19 protein-coding genes are annotated in these 18,306 nt (G+C 38.9%); 6 read left to right on the top strand and 13 right to left on the bottom strand.

Annotated elements, in window-relative coordinates; genetic code table 11:
- Positions 1–51: 51 nt before the first annotated feature.
- The 10 genes from PGP85_RS11400 to PGP85_RS11445 all read right to left on the bottom strand — a co-directional run bounded on the left by PGP85_RS11400 (position 52) and on the right by PGP85_RS11445 (position 9,125).
- Complete coding sequence (locus tag PGP85_RS11400; RefSeq protein ID WP_270327547.1) at positions 52–630, bottom strand: GrpB family protein; 579 nt, start codon at positions 628–630, stop codon at positions 52–54.
- A 173-nt stretch (positions 631–803) separates the two neighbouring features.
- Positions 804–1,592: a rhamnulose-1-phosphate aldolase gene (rhaD, locus tag PGP85_RS11405; protein WP_270327551.1), complete on the bottom strand. Its 789-nt coding sequence runs from the start codon at positions 1,590–1,592 to the stop codon at positions 804–806.
- Positions 1,593–2,231 carry a dihydroxyacetone kinase subunit DhaL gene (gene dhaL / locus PGP85_RS11410; RefSeq protein ID WP_270327554.1) on the bottom strand — a complete coding sequence of 213 codons (639 nt, stop codon included), beginning with the start codon at positions 2,229–2,231 and terminating at the stop codon, positions 1,593–1,595. It lies immediately after the preceding gene.
- Positions 2,228–3,250, bottom strand: coding sequence for a dihydroxyacetone kinase subunit DhaK (locus PGP85_RS11415; RefSeq protein WP_270327556.1), 1,023 nt, complete (start codon positions 3,248–3,250; stop codon positions 2,228–2,230). The genes dhaL and PGP85_RS11415 overlap by 4 nt, the downstream gene beginning before the upstream one ends.
- 204 nt (positions 3,251–3,454) lie before the next feature.
- Positions 3,455–4,822 carry a PTS galactitol transporter subunit IIC gene (locus PGP85_RS11420; RefSeq protein WP_251866633.1) on the bottom strand — a complete coding sequence of 456 codons (1,368 nt, stop codon included), beginning with the start codon at positions 4,820–4,822 and terminating at the stop codon, positions 3,455–3,457.
- An 18-nt stretch (positions 4,823–4,840) separates the two neighbouring features.
- Positions 4,841–5,131, bottom strand: a complete 291-nt coding sequence (locus PGP85_RS11425) for a PTS sugar transporter subunit IIB (RefSeq protein WP_178981214.1) — start codon at positions 5,129–5,131, stop codon at positions 4,841–4,843.
- Positions 5,132–5,229: 98 nt separating this feature from the next.
- The gene (locus tag PGP85_RS11430; RefSeq protein ID WP_270327560.1) at positions 5,230–5,691 is read right to left on the bottom strand and encodes a PTS sugar transporter subunit IIA; all 462 of its coding nucleotides are present in this window, start codon (positions 5,689–5,691) and stop codon (positions 5,230–5,232) included.
- A gap of 11 nt (positions 5,692–5,702) precedes the next feature.
- On the bottom strand, positions 5,703–6,725 hold the full coding sequence (locus PGP85_RS11435) for a zinc-binding dehydrogenase (protein WP_270327562.1): 1,023 nt from the start codon (positions 6,723–6,725) through the stop codon (positions 5,703–5,705).
- Between the two features lie 75 nt (positions 6,726–6,800).
- Positions 6,801–8,867: a BglG family transcription antiterminator gene (locus PGP85_RS11440; RefSeq protein ID WP_270327564.1), complete on the bottom strand. Its 2,067-nt coding sequence runs from the start codon at positions 8,865–8,867 to the stop codon at positions 6,801–6,803.
- Between the two features lie 27 nt (positions 8,868–8,894).
- Positions 8,895–9,125: a hypothetical protein gene (locus PGP85_RS11445; RefSeq protein WP_270327565.1), complete on the bottom strand. Its 231-nt coding sequence runs from the start codon at positions 9,123–9,125 to the stop codon at positions 8,895–8,897.
- A gap of 272 nt (positions 9,126–9,397) precedes the next feature.
- On the opposite strand from PGP85_RS11445, the gene coaA reads away from it, so the two are divergent.
- Both coaA and guaA read left to right on the top strand, forming a co-directional pair.
- Positions 9,398–10,321, top strand: a complete 924-nt coding sequence (gene coaA, locus PGP85_RS11450; RefSeq protein WP_010741227.1) for a type I pantothenate kinase — start codon at positions 9,398–9,400, stop codon at positions 10,319–10,321.
- Between the two features lie 55 nt (positions 10,322–10,376).
- Positions 10,377–11,945, top strand: coding sequence for a glutamine-hydrolyzing GMP synthase (gene guaA, locus PGP85_RS11455; RefSeq protein ID WP_010741228.1), 1,569 nt, complete (start codon positions 10,377–10,379; stop codon positions 11,943–11,945).
- A gap of 276 nt (positions 11,946–12,221) precedes the next feature.
- Here the strand turns inward: guaA and PGP85_RS11460 are convergent, their stop codons facing one another.
- From PGP85_RS11460 to PGP85_RS11470, 3 genes are all read right to left on the bottom strand, one after another.
- Positions 12,222–13,109, bottom strand: a complete 888-nt coding sequence (locus PGP85_RS11460) for a DNA-methyltransferase (RefSeq protein WP_270327567.1) — start codon at positions 13,107–13,109, stop codon at positions 12,222–12,224.
- Entirely contained in the window at positions 13,099–14,100 is a 1,002-nt protein-coding gene (locus tag PGP85_RS11465) for a hypothetical protein (RefSeq protein WP_179957297.1), read from the bottom strand. Before PGP85_RS11465 ends, PGP85_RS11460 begins: the two co-directional genes overlap by 11 nt.
- 172 nt (positions 14,101–14,272) lie before the next feature.
- Complete coding sequence (locus tag PGP85_RS11470) at positions 14,273–15,136, bottom strand: helix-turn-helix domain-containing protein (RefSeq protein ID WP_173103907.1); 864 nt, start codon at positions 15,134–15,136, stop codon at positions 14,273–14,275.
- 182 nt (positions 15,137–15,318) lie between these two features.
- On the opposite strand from PGP85_RS11470, the gene PGP85_RS11475 reads away from it, so the two are divergent.
- The 4 genes from PGP85_RS11475 (at position 15,319) to PGP85_RS11490 (ending at position 18,206) form a co-directional block, all read left to right on the top strand.
- Entirely contained in the window at positions 15,319–15,690 is a 372-nt protein-coding gene (locus tag PGP85_RS11475) for a hypothetical protein (protein WP_173103908.1), read from the top strand.
- A 217-nt stretch (positions 15,691–15,907) separates the two neighbouring features.
- Positions 15,908–16,759, top strand: coding sequence for a rolling circle replication-associated protein (locus tag PGP85_RS11480; RefSeq protein WP_173103909.1), 852 nt, complete (start codon positions 15,908–15,910; stop codon positions 16,757–16,759).
- 48 nt (positions 16,760–16,807) lie between these two features.
- Complete coding sequence (locus PGP85_RS11485) at positions 16,808–17,011, top strand: DUF3173 domain-containing protein (protein ID WP_173103910.1); 204 nt, start codon at positions 16,808–16,810, stop codon at positions 17,009–17,011.
- Positions 17,004–18,206, top strand: coding sequence for a tyrosine-type recombinase/integrase (locus PGP85_RS11490; protein ID WP_197745899.1), 1,203 nt, complete (start codon positions 17,004–17,006; stop codon positions 18,204–18,206). The genes PGP85_RS11485 and PGP85_RS11490 overlap by 8 nt, the downstream gene beginning before the upstream one ends.
- Positions 18,207–18,306 lie beyond the last annotated feature (100 nt).

The raw sequence follows: 18,306 nt of genomic DNA on the forward strand, positions 1-18,306 counted from the left end.
CGCTGCCTCCTCATGCAAAGTTCCCCTCTATCATAGCACGAAATGTCCGATTTATTCAGTCAAATAGCGTGTGCCAAATTCGGCTCGGGCTTTTTGACTGTACCTCTGGACAAATTCTGTTTTTGCATTTGTATAAGCATCTCGGTCGTGTTCATACTTTTCTTTTAGCGACAGTTTCAGAGCCTCGTATTCCCGCGCGACTTCTGGATATTTTCGCAAATAATCTCTAAAGTAGAGTTCATCCCAGTCCCCCAACGGCCTTACATGAAGATGATACACTTTTTCCGCAAATCCAGTAGGCAAATAGCCCTTATTCAAATCCATCGTTTGTTTTACATCATCCTTGATCATTAAAGTCCAGCCCGCTTGCTGCAGCATTATCGAAACTCGATCATGTTCATAACCAGCAGGAAATTCCAGCAAGATGTCCACGATTGGTTTAGCAATCAGTCCTTCTACCGACGTGCTGCCGATATGGCTGATAACTAAAATCTCAAACTCAGAAAACAGCTCTTCTAAATTATGTTTTTCCTCTTCATACCATTCAACATAAACGGGGCTGTGCTCCTTCAAAATGATTGGAAATAATTGCCATAACTCTTCCAAACTCATCTCTTTTAGTTTTTTCATTTTAGCACCTGCTTTTTTGATTTTATCTATCTCTATCATAGACTGTTTCACAGCAAAAAGAAGCAATTTGTTTACAAATTAATCTCTATGAATTTTCTTCGTTCTTAACTTATCTGTGAATATAAAAAGACCATCCTCCAGATTTTTTTCTGTGAAGATGGTCTTGTTTTACTTTATTCGATTTCAACCTTGAATGCTTCCGCTAACTCTCGAACTTGTTCGTGGGTGATTCCTTCGTTCACAGCATTGCGAGTCTCCATGAAAACATGAGCATTCTTTTCAATTGTTTCGATTAGTCCTACGACTTCATCAAAATCATTTCCCGATGCAAACATCCCATGATATGGCCAGATAACGATACGATGATTGCGCATTTTCTTTGCTGTTTCCTCACCGATCGCGCCGTCGCCGCAAACCATCCAAGGAAGCAAGCCAATACCATCTGGAAAAACTAAAACACATTCAGAATTCAAACGCCACAATGTTTCAGTAAAATCCTTTTCGATCAACGGATGCATAAAGGTCATCATAATCGTATATGTTGGATGACAATGAAGTACCAATCGATTATTCTCGTTAGAAGCTAGTCGTTGGCTATGACATTGCAAATGGGCAGATAATTCGCTTGTTGGCAATTTATCTTTCTCAAAGCCCCATAATATTTCTAACTCTGTATCTTTGATACGTACGATTCCAAAGTCTTCTAGTGGATTACGTAAAATTTTGCGAAATACAGCACCGCTTCGAGTGACTAAAAAAGTTCGACCAACCAATCCCTGTGTTGAAAAAGCGATAGGTATCGTACGTTTAACTTGAAAATCTTCTGCATATTCAGCAAGTTGTTTTTCATCTAACAAATAGCTTAAATTTCCAGCATGACATTCACCCCAACCAGACTGCCAAAAATAATGACAGGTTTCCATTGCTTCCTTCAAGAGACTAGAATCCATAAATTTACTCATTTACATTTCTCCATTCAAATGACTTAGATATTCGTGCCCATAATTGAAGATCAGATAAACCGAGGTTGCCCCTGCATCACAAAATCCTAACGAGCGTTCACCTAAAAATTTTGCACGACCAAATGCTGCAGCATATTCTTTAGTCTTTTCAACGCCATCTTTGGCCGCCAGCCGCATTCGTTCAAAAGCAATTGTCAGATCTTCCTCTTCATAAGAATTTAACGCCGCAACAGCAGGTTCAAAAGCATCAATCATAGTTTTGTCACCCAGTTTCGCACCGCCTTTTTGCTTGATTCGTACTAACCCATTAGCCAAATATCGCTTTAGGTTCACCACTGTCAATTGTTCAGCGGCGTCTTCTGTCATAGCTCCTAAAAACATGGCAGAAAAAATAATTCCTGAGGCACCACCCATTGAATTCATCATCGCCATTCCAGCGTTAGTGAACAAGGTTTGAACATTATCTTGCTCTTTTTCCATTTCACTTAATACGCTTTGAAAGCCACGGGCAATTCCAATCCCATGATCACCATCACCTATCTTTCCATCTAGCTCACAAAGATAGCTTTCCTTTTCAATCATTTGTTCAGCGATATAACTGAGCAATCCTTTTGTCTCTGCTAATGATAATTCCTTCATTTACCGACGCCTCCAATATAACGAGAGTAAAAAGGAGTTGCGGCGGGAACATCATACAAGGTTTTTCTTTCATCATCTAACGTCATCAGACTTATTGATGCCCCTGCCATTTCTAATGAAGTACAATACTTCCCTACTACGTTATCGTATACAGTAATTTTTTTATTCGCTAAGTACTCGCGGACTTCTTGATTAATCAAGAACAACTCTAGACTAGTCGTTGCCGCCATTCCATTGACTAAAACAACAACTTCTTCACTTTGTAGCTTTTCCAACCCAAACTCTTCAATCAGATCGTCCATCATATCTTGAACAATTGATTTAGCATCCTTGAAGACCTCCGATTTGATTCCAGGTTCTCCATGAATTCCCATACCATATTCAAACTCATCTTCTGCGATCATAAAATTTCGAGGTTTTCCTGGAATGCTGCAGGCACTCAACGCAATTCCAATCGTTTTAGTATTATCTGTGGCTGCTTGTGCCAACGCCTTAACACTTGCTAAATCATCTCCACGATCTGCCGCAGCGCCCGCGATTTTTGCTATCAATAGAATCCCCGCGACACCTCGTCGTTCCTCTGCCCTCTCTTTCGGTGCAGAAGCAATGTCATCATTAATAATGACCGTGTCGACTTTCAAGCCTTTCATCTCGGCAAATTCAGCTGCGGTATCAAAATTCATTCGATCGCCAGCATAATTCCATACAAGATTTAAAATCCCAGCATCAGAATTTACGCTTTCCATCGCTGCTAGAATTGTTTGAGGATCTGGTGAGGCAAAAACATTTCCCAAAGCCGCTCCAGATAACATTCGATCACCAATCAGTCCAGCTACCATCGGTTCATGACCACTTCCTCCACCTGATACAAGCGAGACCTTTTGTTGGTCAGGTGAACGAAATAGAACGGTCTTATCCGAATGCTTTTGATAATAATTCGGATAGGCCAGCAACATTCCTTCAATACTTTCTTTCACAATTGTATTTGGGTCATTCATTAATTTTTTCACATCAGGCACTCTTATCGCTCCTTATCTCCTTACGACTCACTCGAATGTAGCTTCCCGTCTCTAAAAATCTAGTCAGTGAGCAGGCGATGATCAATGCACACGCCCCAAGGTAAAGATTCCAAGAAACCACACTGACAATTAGGAAAACTACCGATAAAATTGCTAAACCAATAAAACTGATTTTTTTAAGCATTTTCTCATCCCCGCTTTTCTTTATTTTCCTGCTACTTCATAACCTAATTCTTTAGCAATCGCTAAATCCTCTTTTCTGATTGATTTGAAATAGTAGAACGCTAACGGAATAGTTACGACCAATAAAACAATCGCGATCATATTTCCCTCTGAAGAAGCAGCAAAGATCCAACGCAATTCCGAAATATCCATTCCTAACCAACCAAGCATTTGTCCTTTTGGTACAGTTGCTCCACCAGTCGTTTCAGCTAACTTCGTAAAATGAGGAGCAAAATAAGAAGCTACGTATAAATGAACGGGTAAGCCTAATAATGTGCCAATCGCCATCTTCACCATATTCCCCATCGTTAAGTAGAATAACGGCACGATCAAACAAATTTCCATTAAACCTCCAAAAGGTAAAACAATATTTCCTGGTAAAAAGATTGCATAAACAAAAATTACCGGAATCGCCAAGATCATCAGCAACCAATGTTCAGAACGTCCTGCCATAATCGGCCAGTCCAATCCGATGGTAAACTCACGACCTGAAAAACGTTTCTTCATGAACTCTGTCGCACCTTCACTGATTGGAGTCAATGAAGTAGTAAATAACTTAGCTACCATTGGGAACAATGTCAACGCAGTTCCTGCTTGAACGCCTAAGGTCAGAACCTCCGATACATTGTATCCACCAAAAATCCCAATAAAACAACCAACGATAAAGCCCATGATATGATTTTCGCCAAAAATCCCGATCTTATCGCGAATCTTTTGCGCATCAATGTTCACATTTTCTGGTAACAGAATATCCATTAAATGAGTGAACGGATAAAACCAAATACCTGATAAAAACATCGGATGAGGCATTGAGACTCCTGGAATCCCTGTCAGCTTTTCCAAACGGTAACGCGTGAAATCAGCGTTTTTAAATTCCAGAATACATTGAATAATGGCGAAGCCAAATCCAAGAAAAGCATTTCCGCTAACGTATGTTACTAAGAATGCCGTACAAACTTTATTTCCGACATTCCACATATCCACATTTAGACAACTGGTCAATTTGAAAGCCAACATGATAATGTTGATAATTATTTGAATTGGAAACATCAGAAAGGCATATTCCCAAGTCCAAACTAATCCTAAAGCCGGTGCCCAGCCCATATCTAAAGCTTTCAATTGCACCCCTGTATTTTCAACGAACTCTTGAGCCGCCGCGCCAACATTCGCGGTCATGAAATCCATGACCATTCCCATACCAACTAATGCAACCCCTAAAATCAATCCGGCAGAAAAAGCTTTTGGCAGTTTCATGCCCAGAATCACGCCAATGATGGTCAAAATAATGGGTAAAAATACGGGTGCCCCTAAATTGATAATCGTTTGAAATATATCTTTAATGATCTCCATTGGTTCGCTCCTTTTATGCTATTTTTTTAGTTGCTGAATGATCTTCTCCAGCTCTTCTTTCGCGCCCATTCCAGTCAAGAATGGGACTCCGCTGAAAGTCGGCAATGAATACTGCTTTTCTCCAATTGGCGAAATCGAAACATAAAGATCAGCTACTTTTTCATAAGAAGGCAGCGAATTAATATTGATTGCTTCAATTGTGAATTCACCTCTACTGATTCCGGCATCTTCCAACATATTTCCTAATTTCACTGCGACCGTTTGAGAAGTGGCGATCCCACCTCCGCAAGCTACGATGATTGTTTTCATTGTTCATTCTCCTTTTTAATATTAATGACTAAGCCGTCCCATCTAGATATCTAACTATGCTTTTTTATACGTTTAAAAAGAGACCTCTGTCGTACGTACTAATTATTGATTACATGATCAAACACTTCATAAATCTCATTACAAGTATTCGCATTATCCAGCTGGTCCAAAAGTACATCATCCCCCATAATAGAGACAATTTTTTGTAGGGTGTTCAAATGTCGGTTACCATCATTGATTGCCAACATTACGACCATGTCCACCGAAATTGGCGAATCATTTTTACCCATCTCATTGAAAACCACGGGTTTTGCTAATTTGGTCACAACGATACACGGTTTGTTGACGTATTGAGGCTCCGTATGAGGGATCGCGATTTTTAATCGACTTGTCTGCAAGCCTGTAGGAAATTTTTCTTCTCGTTGTCTCAATGCATCGACATAGTTGGGTTTCGCAAAACCATCAGCGATCAACATTTGACCCAATTCTTCAAATAAGGCATCTTGATCTTCATACGTTTTATCTACAAAAATATATTTTTTCGATATTAGCTCCTGCATCCCTTACACTCCTAATCCTCGTATACGATGCAATTCTTGATCACTTTTCCTTCAGCGTGTTCGCGAATTGCGGCTTCAGTTTCTTCAATCGTGTATTCATGTTCAACAAAATCATCAGCAGAAATGGCGCCCATTTTTAATAACTCAAAAGCAGCATTCACATGAATCGGCGTCGTATGGAACACACCTTTGACTGTGATTTGCTCATAGTGCATTCTGGTACAATCGAAAGTCACTTTGGTACCAGATTTTGTGCCGCCGAAGCAAAGAACCTGCCCGCCTGCACGTACCTGATTGAAGGCAATTTCCCAAACCGCTGGCAACCCTGCCGCTTCGATCGCCACATCCACTCCGCGAGAATCTTCTACTAAATCACGAACGGCTTGGACTTGATCAACCTTGGTTATATCAATTAAGTGCCGAGCACCCATTTTTTGTGCTAGTTCCAAACGATTTGGTTTACTATCACAAGCAATCACACGGGCACCCTTTAAATATGCTAATCGGATAAACATCAGACCGATGGGTCCACAGCCATTAACTACAACACTGTCACCTTGTTCAATGTCTACTTGGTCAATTCCATAAACTGCACAAGACAAGGGTTCAGTCAAAGCTGCCTGCTTGTACGCCATTTCATCGGGAAGTAAGAAAGTATTTTCTTCAACAATATTTTTTGGAATCAATTGGTATTCCGCATAAGAACCCAAATTGGATGGTAAATCCACACACATTGACGACTGCCCTTTTTTACACCAGTAGCATTTATGACACGGTGCTGTGTTATGTGCTACCACTCGATCACCTAATTTGAATCTTGTTACACCTTCACCAATTGCCACAATATCTCCGGCAGCCTCATGGCCAATCAAATGTGGTGGATCATAACGATAACCGCGCATAAACATTTTGCAATCTGTTCCGCAAGTCAGCGTTACTTTATTTTTTACAACAATCTCACCATGTCCTGGTTGAGGAACCTCAACTTCTTTTAATCGAATATCTTGCACACCGTAATAAACAATTTGTTTCATCTGATAAAAACCTCCAAAAATTTTGAATTTATTTTTCGAATCGTCATTCGAATAAACTAGCTAGTTATTAACAGATTAGTGGTACTTCCGCAAAATCGAATGAATATCTTCTGTCGTTTTTGCCGTAATAATTTGCTGAACATCAGCATCATTCGCTGATAAGTCCAACAGTTGCAGCATTGCTGATAAATGTGAATTCTTATCTGGCGTTGCTAACAGTAAAATAAGATGAACAAATTGATGTTCAGTGAAACGCACACCCTCTTCGACAATCAATAGGCACATTCCTAATTGATGAACCGCCTGTTCAAAGTTTGCATGAGGAATAGCAACTTCTTTTCCAAATACGATGTGCGGAATATTTTCATGATAATTTGCGATGATCTTAGCCGGATACTCTGGCGAAATACCGCCACTTTCAATCATTGGTGTTGCAGCTAGATTGATCGCTTCTTCCCAGTCAGCTACTCGCTTGATTTTTTTGATGTATTTCTCTGTAACTAATTCCGCTAAGGTCGGATTTTCTTTGGACACCGTTCCTTGTGAGAACTTCTTTTCTGGTTCTTCATAAATATACTGCGTCAAATTCGACAGCAACTGACGTTCATCCAAAACATCCGAATGCTGTTTGATGATATCCATGATTCGTTCGACGCTTAAATGATTGCTATTGATTCCATAAAGCTGGTTCAATATTTTTTCACGGATTTTATTCCGGTTATTTCGTGTGATCACTGGATCAATCGTAATCAATTTCTTATTAGTTTCGACATAAAATGGCGAGATGATCAGATCGTACTCAGTCTCATCCACTCGTTTAAGCTCTCTGATAGACATCGGACTCAAAAAAGTTAGTTCAGGAATCATTTCAGACAACGTGAGGTAGAGAATTCTTGATACCGAAATTCCTTCTGAACAAACGACTGCCGCTCGAAAACGCCTTCGTTTTTCTTCCTTCTTCTTTTTCATTTCACTAGCAAAAATCAAAGTCAGCAAGTACCGCTCATTTTTCGGCAATGGACTGCCAAAGACGTGTTCTATCGGTTCGACACAAGCGGTTACTATTTGATAAATCTCTTTAAATTCTTTATCCGCAGCTTCTTGCAGCAGTGCTTCATCCACTCGCTTCGGCAAATTCAAAGAGTATTTCACGCGATAATAGGCTGGCTTAAGATGCTGAACCAGCATTTTAAGTAAGAATGCCCGATCAAGAAAAACAATACACGCCTGCTTTTCAAATAAATCGATCATTTGATCTAATGCTCTGCGAAATCCTGGGATTTCAGAAGGAATCGTTTCTTCAACAGTTGAGATATCCATTGAGAGAATATTCAGCGTTAAGTAAACCAGTTCCTCTTTAGGGATTTTTTGGTCTTCATCAAACCACTGACAAATTTCTTCGTATTCTTGAGTACTGGTGATTTCTTGCATCTCAGCATTTATTTTTTTGATCTGATGACCGTCATTTATTCTACGTAGAAAGATCGCTATCAATAATGCGATCACGTAATGACGATCCTCTGAATAAACAAAACCTAATTTCCGTTCAATCTGAATTATTTTTTTCGTTATGACTTGAACCTCGTCTTCAATCGCAAGTAAAGCCAAGAGATAAGCCTTTTTCCATTCATCTTCTAATAGTTTGGTCACTGAATCTCTGATCAGCAAACGAATCTTGCTTTCCTGACCTTGAACCACATATCCCTCATTCCGTGAGTAAACCAAATGCATTTTTTTCTTTGCTAAATATTGCTTCAAATTTTTGATATTTTTCAATGCGGTATTTTTACTGATATCTAAATCCACCATGAAATCTTGTAATGACAGCGGCTGTCTTTTGCCAATAATCATCAATAAACTAATCACCAAACGTTCAGATTCAGAAGGAACATAGATTCTTCTGCTTTCCTTTCGAAGCAGGAGCAGAACCTCTGAACAATCAAAATCAGCGATCAACTCACCATTGGATTTCAATACTCGGCTGAACCCATTGTGTTCTAAGTAATCATTCAGCTTCGTTAAGGAATAATCTATTTGACGAGCATTCAAAGGATACTTTTCACTGATTGTTTTAATGAACACTCGACCTTGGTACGAAGATAATTCTTCTAAAATCAAACTGCTTCTAGAATCAAGAAACATTTGCGCTCGCCTCCTTTGTTAACCTCATTATATGATAACGCTTTCCCTAAAGACATCAGCATTGGGCTCAAAAAATAGCGGTACCGGTACAAGAAATGGGCTGATGTCGGATAAAAAGAACAGATCAGATCCTTCAAAGCCCTTATGACTCATAGAAAAATGAATCTTTTTATCAGGATCGAAAAAGGTTGAAATCCATTTTTTTCTGTTTTCTCTTTTTAAATCAACCGTTTTAGATACCCATTCTTTAGAAAACAAAAGTATTTTGCTGCTAAATCTAAGAAATAGATGAAACTGCTCTCCTTATAATGGCTTTTCACCATTTTTTTCGGCTAAAATGATAGATAACGTTTTTTGTCAGGAAATTATTCGGATTTCTTGGGAAGGAAGCACTTTCTAGTCTGTTTTTTATGGTAGAATAAGCGCAGTTATCAAAGGCTGTCCGCTCTTCTTTGCGCAGATTATTTTAAGCCTAGAGGAAGACTATATGGCATGAAAAATGACTACTTAAGTTGAATAAGGAGGTTATCATGAACGAAAGAGGGAACTATTTTCGGATTGCCCGTGACCAGTGGCAAGATTTCTACACACCGGGAAACACACCGTTGACGCAAGCAGAGCTTGATAATATCAAAAGTTTGAATGACCAAATCTCGATGAAAGATGTGGCCGATGTTTATGTACCTTTATGTCACCTGATCCATCTTTATATGAAGGATTTTGAATCGCTAACTTTGAGCAAAGGGTTGTTTCTGCATCGCTATGTAAAGATGCCGCCGTTTATTATCGGGATCGCCGGAAGTGTGGCTGTCGGAAAAAGTACCACCGCTCGTTTATTGCAAACCTTATTGGACCGCTTATTTAAACACCAAACTGTCCAATTGATCACTACTGATGGTTTCTTGTATCCAAATGCTGTTTTAGAAGAACGCGGAATCATGGACCGCAAAGGATTTCCTGAAAGCTATGACATGGAGCACTTGATCGATGTCTTGAATGAAGTGAAATCCGGCAAAGAAAATATTCCGATTCCAAAATATTCGCATGATGTCTATGATATCGTGGATGGCGAATACGAACTGATCGATTCTCCGGATATCTTGATCGTGGAAGGAATCAATACGTTGCAGCTGCCAGCCAATCAGCAAATCTACGTCAGCGACTTCTTTGACCTGTCGATTTTTGTGGACGCTGATCCAAAGCTCGTCGAAAGATGGTATTTGGAACGGTTTGAATCCCTATTGGATACTGCCTTTAAAGATCCGGATAACTACTATTATGACTATGCTGTCGGCGACCGCACAAAGGCGCTGTCTATGGCGGAAGATGTCTGGAAAAATGTCAACTTGAAGAATTTGGAAGAGTATATCTTGCCAACGAGAGGCCGAGCTGATATTATCTTGCACAAGGCAAAACATCATATCATTGATGAAATCTATTTGCGTAAATACTAGCTTATAAAGAAAGCTTGCTTTCTTTTATAATAAAACTTGAAAAGGGGTAATAATTGTGACAAACGTTTCTACCGAAATGACCAACGTAGAAAAAATCATTGTACTTGATTATGGTAGTCAGTATAACCAATTAATCACTCGTCGTATCCGTGAATTCGGTGTTTTCTCAGAACTTATGAGCCACCGCATCACTGCTGAAGAAGTCAAAGCCATGAATCCAAAAGGGATCATCCTATCAGGTGGCCCAAACAGTGTTTATGACGAAGGAGCCTTCTCCATCGATCCTAAAATCTTTGAATTAGGTATTCCAGTCTTAGGTATCTGTTACGGCATGCAGCTGATCACATATAACTTAGGCGGAAAAGTTGAACCTGCGACAAACCGTGAATACGGTCAAGCAACCTTAGAAGTTCTTTCTGACGATGCTGTTCTATTCGCCGGTACTCCAAAAGAACAAACAGTTTGGATGAGTCATGGCGACTTGGTTACACAAGTTCCTGATGGCTTCGAAAGAGTCGGCACCAGCAAAGACTGCCCGATCGCAGCGATCCAAGACACTAACCGCAACTTCTACGGAATCCAATTCCACGCAGAAGTGCGTAACTCAGAATACGGCAATGAACTATTACGTCACTTTGCCCTAGATGTGTGTCAATGCAAAGGCGACTGGAGTATGGATAACTTTATCGATATGCAAGTCGCAAAAATCCGTGAACAAGTCGGCGACAAAAAAGTTTTACTAGGCCTATCAGGCGGCGTGGACTCAAGTGTTGTTGGCGTACTTTTGCAAAAAGCAATTGGCGATCAATTAACTTCGATCTTCGTAGACCACGGTCTTTTACGTAAAAACGAAGGCGAACAAGTGATGGATGCTCTAGGCGGAAAATTCGGCTTGAACATTATTAGAGTCGATGCTAAAGACCGTTTCTTAGATAAATTAGCAGGCGTTTCTGATCCAGAACAAAAACGTAAAATCATCGGAAACGAATTCGTTTACCTATTCGACGATGAAGCTACTAAACTTGCTGGTAAAGAAGGTATCTCATTCTTAGCTCAAGGAACGCTTTATACCGATGTGATCGAATCTGGAACTGAAACAGCCCAAACCATCAAATCACACCATAACGTAGGTGGATTACCAGAAGATATGCAGTTCGAATTGATCGAACCGTTAAATACCCTATTCAAAGATGAAGTTCGCGAATTAGGAACTCAGCTTGGCATGCCTGACTCAATCGTTTGGCGCCAACCATTTCCAGGACCAGGTTTAGGTATCCGCGTCCTTGGTGAAATCACTGAAGAAAAACTTGAGATCGTTCGCGAATCAGATGCGATCTTACGTGAAGAAATCGCCAACGCCGGTCTTGACCGCGATATCTGGCAATACTTCACTGTCTTACCAGGCATCCGTTCAGTCGGTGTTATGGGAGACGGCCGTACTTATGACTACACAGTCGGTATCCGCGCAGTCACTTCAATCGATGGTATGACCGCAGACTTTGCTCGTATCCCATGGGATGTCTTGCAAAAAATCTCAGTCCGTATCGTAAATGAAGTCGCTCATGTTAATCGGATCGTGTACGATATTACGTCTAAGCCACCAGCAACTGTTGAGTGGGAATAAAGAGCCACTATAAATTGAAGTGAGAAAGCCTATTTTACAGCGTTTCTTGGAATGTAAAACGGACAAAAAACACTAAAATTCAAATAGTTCCCTGCCAAAAACCCTGCCAAGAATTTTCTGGCAGGGTTTGGTTGTTTTTATATAAAAAATCGCTATTATGTTAGAAACTTGAATCAGGCGAAAATAAGGAGTTAATACATATAAACCATATTATAAATGATTCCTTAGATTGCAAAAAAACAACAGTAATCAAAAGCGGAATTAGCCGTTTAGGATTCATTTAAATAATTCTAACTGTGGCATACAATTTTTTAGGCGCTCAGTTGCAAGTTTCACATAATCCTCCACTAATTCAATCCCTATATAGTTTCTATTATGTTTCAATGCAACAACTCCGGTAGTTCCTGATCCAAAAAAAGGATCAAGAACTGTATCCCCTTCTTTTGTTGCAGCGAGTAGGCAAGTTTCGACTAATTTTTCTGGAAATACCGCAAAATGAGCTCCTTTATATTTCCCTAATGGTATACTCCATACTGTACGTTTATTTCTTCCAAGAGGATGAAATGCCTGATCCCATCTTCCATCATGCAAATTAGAATTACCAGCATTTTTCCCATTCTCTGGCGTCCCGCCTTTTTTCCCTAAGTGATTTCTTCCGCCTTTCATTTTTGATTTTTCAGTAAATGTCACGTGCTCTTCTCTTATAGCATCTGCATCATAAAAGTAATTCTTTTCGCTTAACGTAAACATAAAAATATACTCATGATCTGTGGTAGGTCGATTTTTCACTGATGACGGCATAGCATTTGGCTTATGCCAAATGACATCACTTCTTAATATCCATCCTTTATTTTGCATTGCAATTGCAAATCTCCACGGTACGCCTTGGAGATTTCCTTTCACATAAGAGTCCCCTAGGTTAACCCAAACTATTCCATCCTTTTTCAGAGCAGGCTTCAAATGTTCAAACACCTGCACTAGATGATTAATATATGAATCAACTTCTTTCTCTCGACCTATCTCGCTTTCCTTTTCCGATAAACTTTTACCATATTTTCTTAAGCCGAAATAAGGTGGACTGGTAATAATAGTCTGGATTGACTCTTTTTCTAAGTTCATTGAATTTTTTATTACATCTCCATGAATAATTCTATTATATTTCACCTTTCAAAACCTTCTCTATATATATATTTATTTGTCGTTGTGAATCGTCATCCAATATAGTCAACTCATTTGGATTCATATCAAAGTGAAAAACAATATCAATATCTTTCAAAATCGATTCAATTTCGGAATTGGCCCAATTTGTAGCTACTATTACAACAGCAATATGTGCATCCGGTACATTTGACTTTATATTTTGTACAGCTGTAATTATGTCTCTAGAAAACAAGTGGGAATGTCCTCCACCTTCAGTTTCCCGAGATTTCACAGGAATAAATAAATTTTTAATTTTATCATCTTTTATAAGATCCGCTGAGACATCAATTGTATCAGACCCAACTGAAATTTGCTTATTCTTAATTTCTACCTTATCATAAATACCATAATCAATATTAATTGAATAGAAATTTTGAAACGCTGTGGCTAGAGCTGCCCGTATATTCGCTTCTAACACATGCCCGCTGATGCTTCTTCTCGACCCTTCCAATCTATCAATAACTACTTCACGAATAGACTCCCATTTGAAATATTTAGCATTCTGCCTATATTCAATAAAAAGAGCTGCTAACGCATCAATTTCTGCTTGAATCTTTTTCAAATCTTTATCTTGCTTTTTCATCCTTGAAATTAATGGAGCTAGTCTTTGTTGTGGTGCGTCTCTTATAATCCAAGCAAAAAAATAGAAACATGCTTTATTATGGGGATAATTTCTTCCTACTCCATCAAAAAGCAAAGGGACTTTTTCCGGATCATCAAAATAGCAATCTTCAATAAGTTGGGAAAGTTGTTTTTTGTCCATAACCATTATATTGTCTTCCAACATTAATGAATTCTTCATCACGTTTTTGGCTCTTCTTTCTATCCAATCGTAGAAAGGCTTTGCCTGATCAGCTAATTTGGACAGTTCAACTAATCGAACATGAGAGATATCTACTTTGTGAACCATTATTTTCTTATTTTTACTTTGAATTACATTTATGGATTTTGTCAATTTTTGACCTCCTTAAAAAAGCTTAAACTACATTGAAGTTATCACTGTTTTCTAATTCTAACAAAGGATTATATCACAATCTAAATATATAGAAAACAATATCTTATACTCCCTCAAGTACACCTAACCGTTATCCTTGAATCAAAGATGCTCACAATGAACCGCTAATTTCCTATTTCTCAAACCAATCATACAACTCATCCCTACTCTTCTCCGCATACAACTTCATCAAAGCCGGACGCATTGCTTGAAAAATCTCAATCAACTCTTTCCCACCAAAAAGCGGCGAAAAAGCTTTCCCTGTAAGATTCAACGACAAAGTTGAAATGATCCTTGCCGTCTCAGCATCATCATCAAGAATATTCACTAACCTTCCAACCAAATATTCTTCTGAAAATTCGATTTTTCCTCTTTTCGCCAGATTACTGATCGAATCTTCAACCAATCTAATAACCTTCTCCTCTTCCCCATACTTAACTTCGCCGCTCATTTCAACATAATCCATTACTTCTTGATAGACAAAAGCTACGGCTTCTCCCTTTTCCTTATCTGATAAGTTTTTCAACTTCTCCGATTCATCAATCTGCTGCGTAACAATTTTACCAATATAGCGATCTAAAATACTTGGAGAGAAATCCGAGAAACAATCATCGATGAATTCTTCCATTGGATAGCCAACTTCATTTTCCCAGCCCGGATTTTTAAAGTCCCCAGTAAAGAATTCTTCCTTGATCTGCTTCACAATATCCGGATATTCCTTAACTAACTCTCCTTGTCCCGTGAGAGTCAGATAGTCCGCAATATATTCTTCTGTCTCCCCAAAGTAAAACCAGCCAACAGACCTCCCGCTGATCTTAGCCACCTTCTCGATCACATCAAGCGGTGCTAAATTATATCCTTGGACATAAGAACTGATTGTCGGCTTCTTCAATCCAAGTCGACTACCAAACTCTGTAAAAGAGATATTCATTTCATCCTTGATCAGCTTTAGTCGTCTCCCGACTTTTTCTTTATTTGGTTGTAACAATCCAAACATTTCTGATCCCTCCTATATGATTTCATATACAGCATACCACACGTATATCGTTTCGTATATATTTTTCCGCAAAAACTATTGACACCGTATTTAAAACCGTATATGATGTAAATGTAGAGGTACCACTACATTTTTTTAAATCGAACGTATATCAAATCGTATATTAGAAAGGAAGAAAAAATATGCCGATCAAAATCAGTGATTTAACCTTACCAAAAGAAAAGTTAGAAAAAGAGTATCAAGTCGTTAGTGTCTCACGATGGCAAAAAGATGGAGAAATTTTGGGATGGAGCTACGAGTGTATCTTACCCAAGCTGCGTTTTGAAAAGATGAGTGTAAAAATTGGAAGCGCTGAACCAGTCGTAACGCTGGATGAACTTGAGAAAAATGGGATCGCGACGGTCACTTTTAACAATCTTTCGATAAAACCTTGGGGACGGGCAAATGGTCAGTTTGTCAGCTATGGATTATCTGCGACGGCAGACTCAGCAGTTTTACTGACAAAACAACCAACAGAGAATCCTAGCAATCATTCAAAAGAGTCACGCAACTAATATCCCTGATCGTTTGTTGGGTGTTTTCGGAATGGGCGGCTGGCGTCAGCCAAAAGCCGTTCATTCCGAAAAAAACCGCACAACAAATGAGCAGTCTAGCAGGGCTGCGTAGCAGTTCTGCTCCTTTACTTGATTTATAGGACAACATCTGTCGAAAAAAGTTGTTCTCGTTCATTGAAAACTAAATAACCTTGAAGTATGTCAGGAGCGATGATGATTGCTAAAAGCTTACAATCAAAAAATCATTGAAACTCCTACGTATACAGAAATTTGGGAATACGAAAAACCGATTGTTTACAAAGTGGATGAAAAGAAAAATGAAGAATATGAACATCAAACACCTGAATGGATCAACAACTTAAATGAGCCCAATAAAAAATATGACGAGCTAACAGCAGAAAAACAATATGACAGCTTAAAAAGAAAACAAAAACACTATAAAAATATGCGCTTTGAAATTGCTCGCTTGATTGATATGAATTTCGACGACAACACAAAATTTCTCACACTCACCTTTAAAGAGAACATTCAAAACATTGAAACCACGAATGATGAATTCAAAAAATTTATTAAACGATTAAACTACCAAACTTATAAAACGAAAAAATCCCAGATCAAGTATTTGGCCACGTGGGAAAAGCAGAAACGCGGTGCTATCCATTACCACATTGTCTTGTTCTCCTTCCCTTTCGTCCCTCATGAACGACTGATGAAAATTTGGGGGCATGGATTGGTTTGGATCAATAAGATCGATGTAGATGCGGTGGAAAATCGCGGAAGATACCTCAGCAAGTATTTTGACAAAGATTTGGACCTCAAAGAGCATAAGAAAAAGGCCTTCTTCAAATCGCAAAATCTCAAAATACCGAAAGAAACAAAAAGACTGACCGAACAAGAATACGATACAAATGGTCAAGAAGTTCTCCACACGAAAAATTATATCCGGCGATCACCAAAATTTTCTGAGGAACTTAATGAATCGGGTGCCCTTGAACAGGTCGTCGAATTTGAAGAGAGTAACGTGAAATATACAAAAATAAAGAAAGATAAGAACACAGAAACTCATTGAATTCATCATTCGTGGTTTCAATGTTCTTGTATTTGAGAGGTGAGTGTTATGAAGTCAACAATATGTAAGGATGATCTATTAAGTTTAGGCTACAAACCTCATACTGCTAAGATGATCGTTCGACAAGCAAAACAGATTATGGTACAAAAAGGGTATCCGTTTTACAACAATAAACGATTGGGCTATGTTCCAAGAGAGGTTGTAGAAGAAATCATAGGCGTTTCTCTTGAAGGAGAGAATCACAGTGCCTAAAACAAAATATGTAGGTGTCTATCGGGATAAAAACGGGAAATATTTTTACCAACTGGAATTGGGAATCGACAAAGCAACTGGCAAGCGAATTCAGAAAAAAGGACGCAAAGATCAAAATGGAAAGCCATTTGAGTCTGCCAGAGAAGCCTATAAAGAGCTAACTCGATTGAAAAATGATTTTATGCTCCAAAATGGTTACATCAATTACAAACTGACTTATGCCCAATTCATGGAACAAAAATATATTCCCTACTATCGGTCAAGTGTTGAACGCAGCACATGGAATTCAAGACAAACTGGTTTGGAACAAATCAAACAGCGTTTTGGAGATATGAAGCTTCGAGAAATCACTGTTGAGGATTGCGAGAATTATCGAATCTGGCTATTGAACGACAGTGGTTACTCTCAATCTTATTGCTCCCTAATGTACGGAATGTTTCGTAAAACATTGGACTATGCAGTGACGTTGAATTTCATGAACGAAAATATTTCCAAACGAACCAAAGCCATATCTAAAGGTAAATCCATTGTTCCTTATTGGACCAAAGAAGAATTTCAAAAAGTTCTAGCAACAATCTTCATTGATGATTTTTACGAACACATGAGCTTCGTGCTAATCTGGTTGTATTATATGACTGGAATTCGTGTCAGTGAAGGTCTAGCACTCCATTGGACTGATGTAGATTTGAAGAGAAAAAAACTGCGTATCCATCATACACTCGACATGAAAAATCAAAACGACTTTATCAGAAAGCCTTATACCAAAACAGAAAGCGGTATGCGCACAATCTCACTGGATGATGATACGGTCAGAATTTTGAAACGCTGGAAAAGCGTCCAAAAGAAACATGGTGTCGAACATTTTATCCTAAGTTACACCGACTTACCTTTATATCGTTCCACCGTTCAGCGAATCATTGAGAGATACGCAAAACTAGCTAACGTTCCTGCCATTCAAGGCAAAGGATTGCGCCACTCTCACGTAAGCTATTTGATCAACGAATTTAACGCAGATATTTTAGTCGTATCACAACGATTGGGCCATTCCAGCCCAGAGATCACTTTGAAACACTACGCTCACCTGTGGAGTAGAAATGATGAAAGTATCGCCGATCAGATGGCTGGCAACATCATTTTCAACTTTGCAAAGGAGTCAAAAGTTGATTTCAATGGTAATCAGGCAGTAAAAATATAACACTGCCAAATCCCTGCCAAGATGGATGTTATCTTTTATGGATGTTGTTAAATCAACGTTTATGGAGGGTTGACTTACATCGAGTGGGAATAAAGTAGTA

This window comes from Enterococcus malodoratus, assembly GCF_027659535.1.
In the GTDB taxonomy this organism is placed as follows: domain Bacteria; phylum Bacillota; class Bacilli; order Lactobacillales; family Enterococcaceae; genus Enterococcus_A; species Enterococcus_A malodoratus.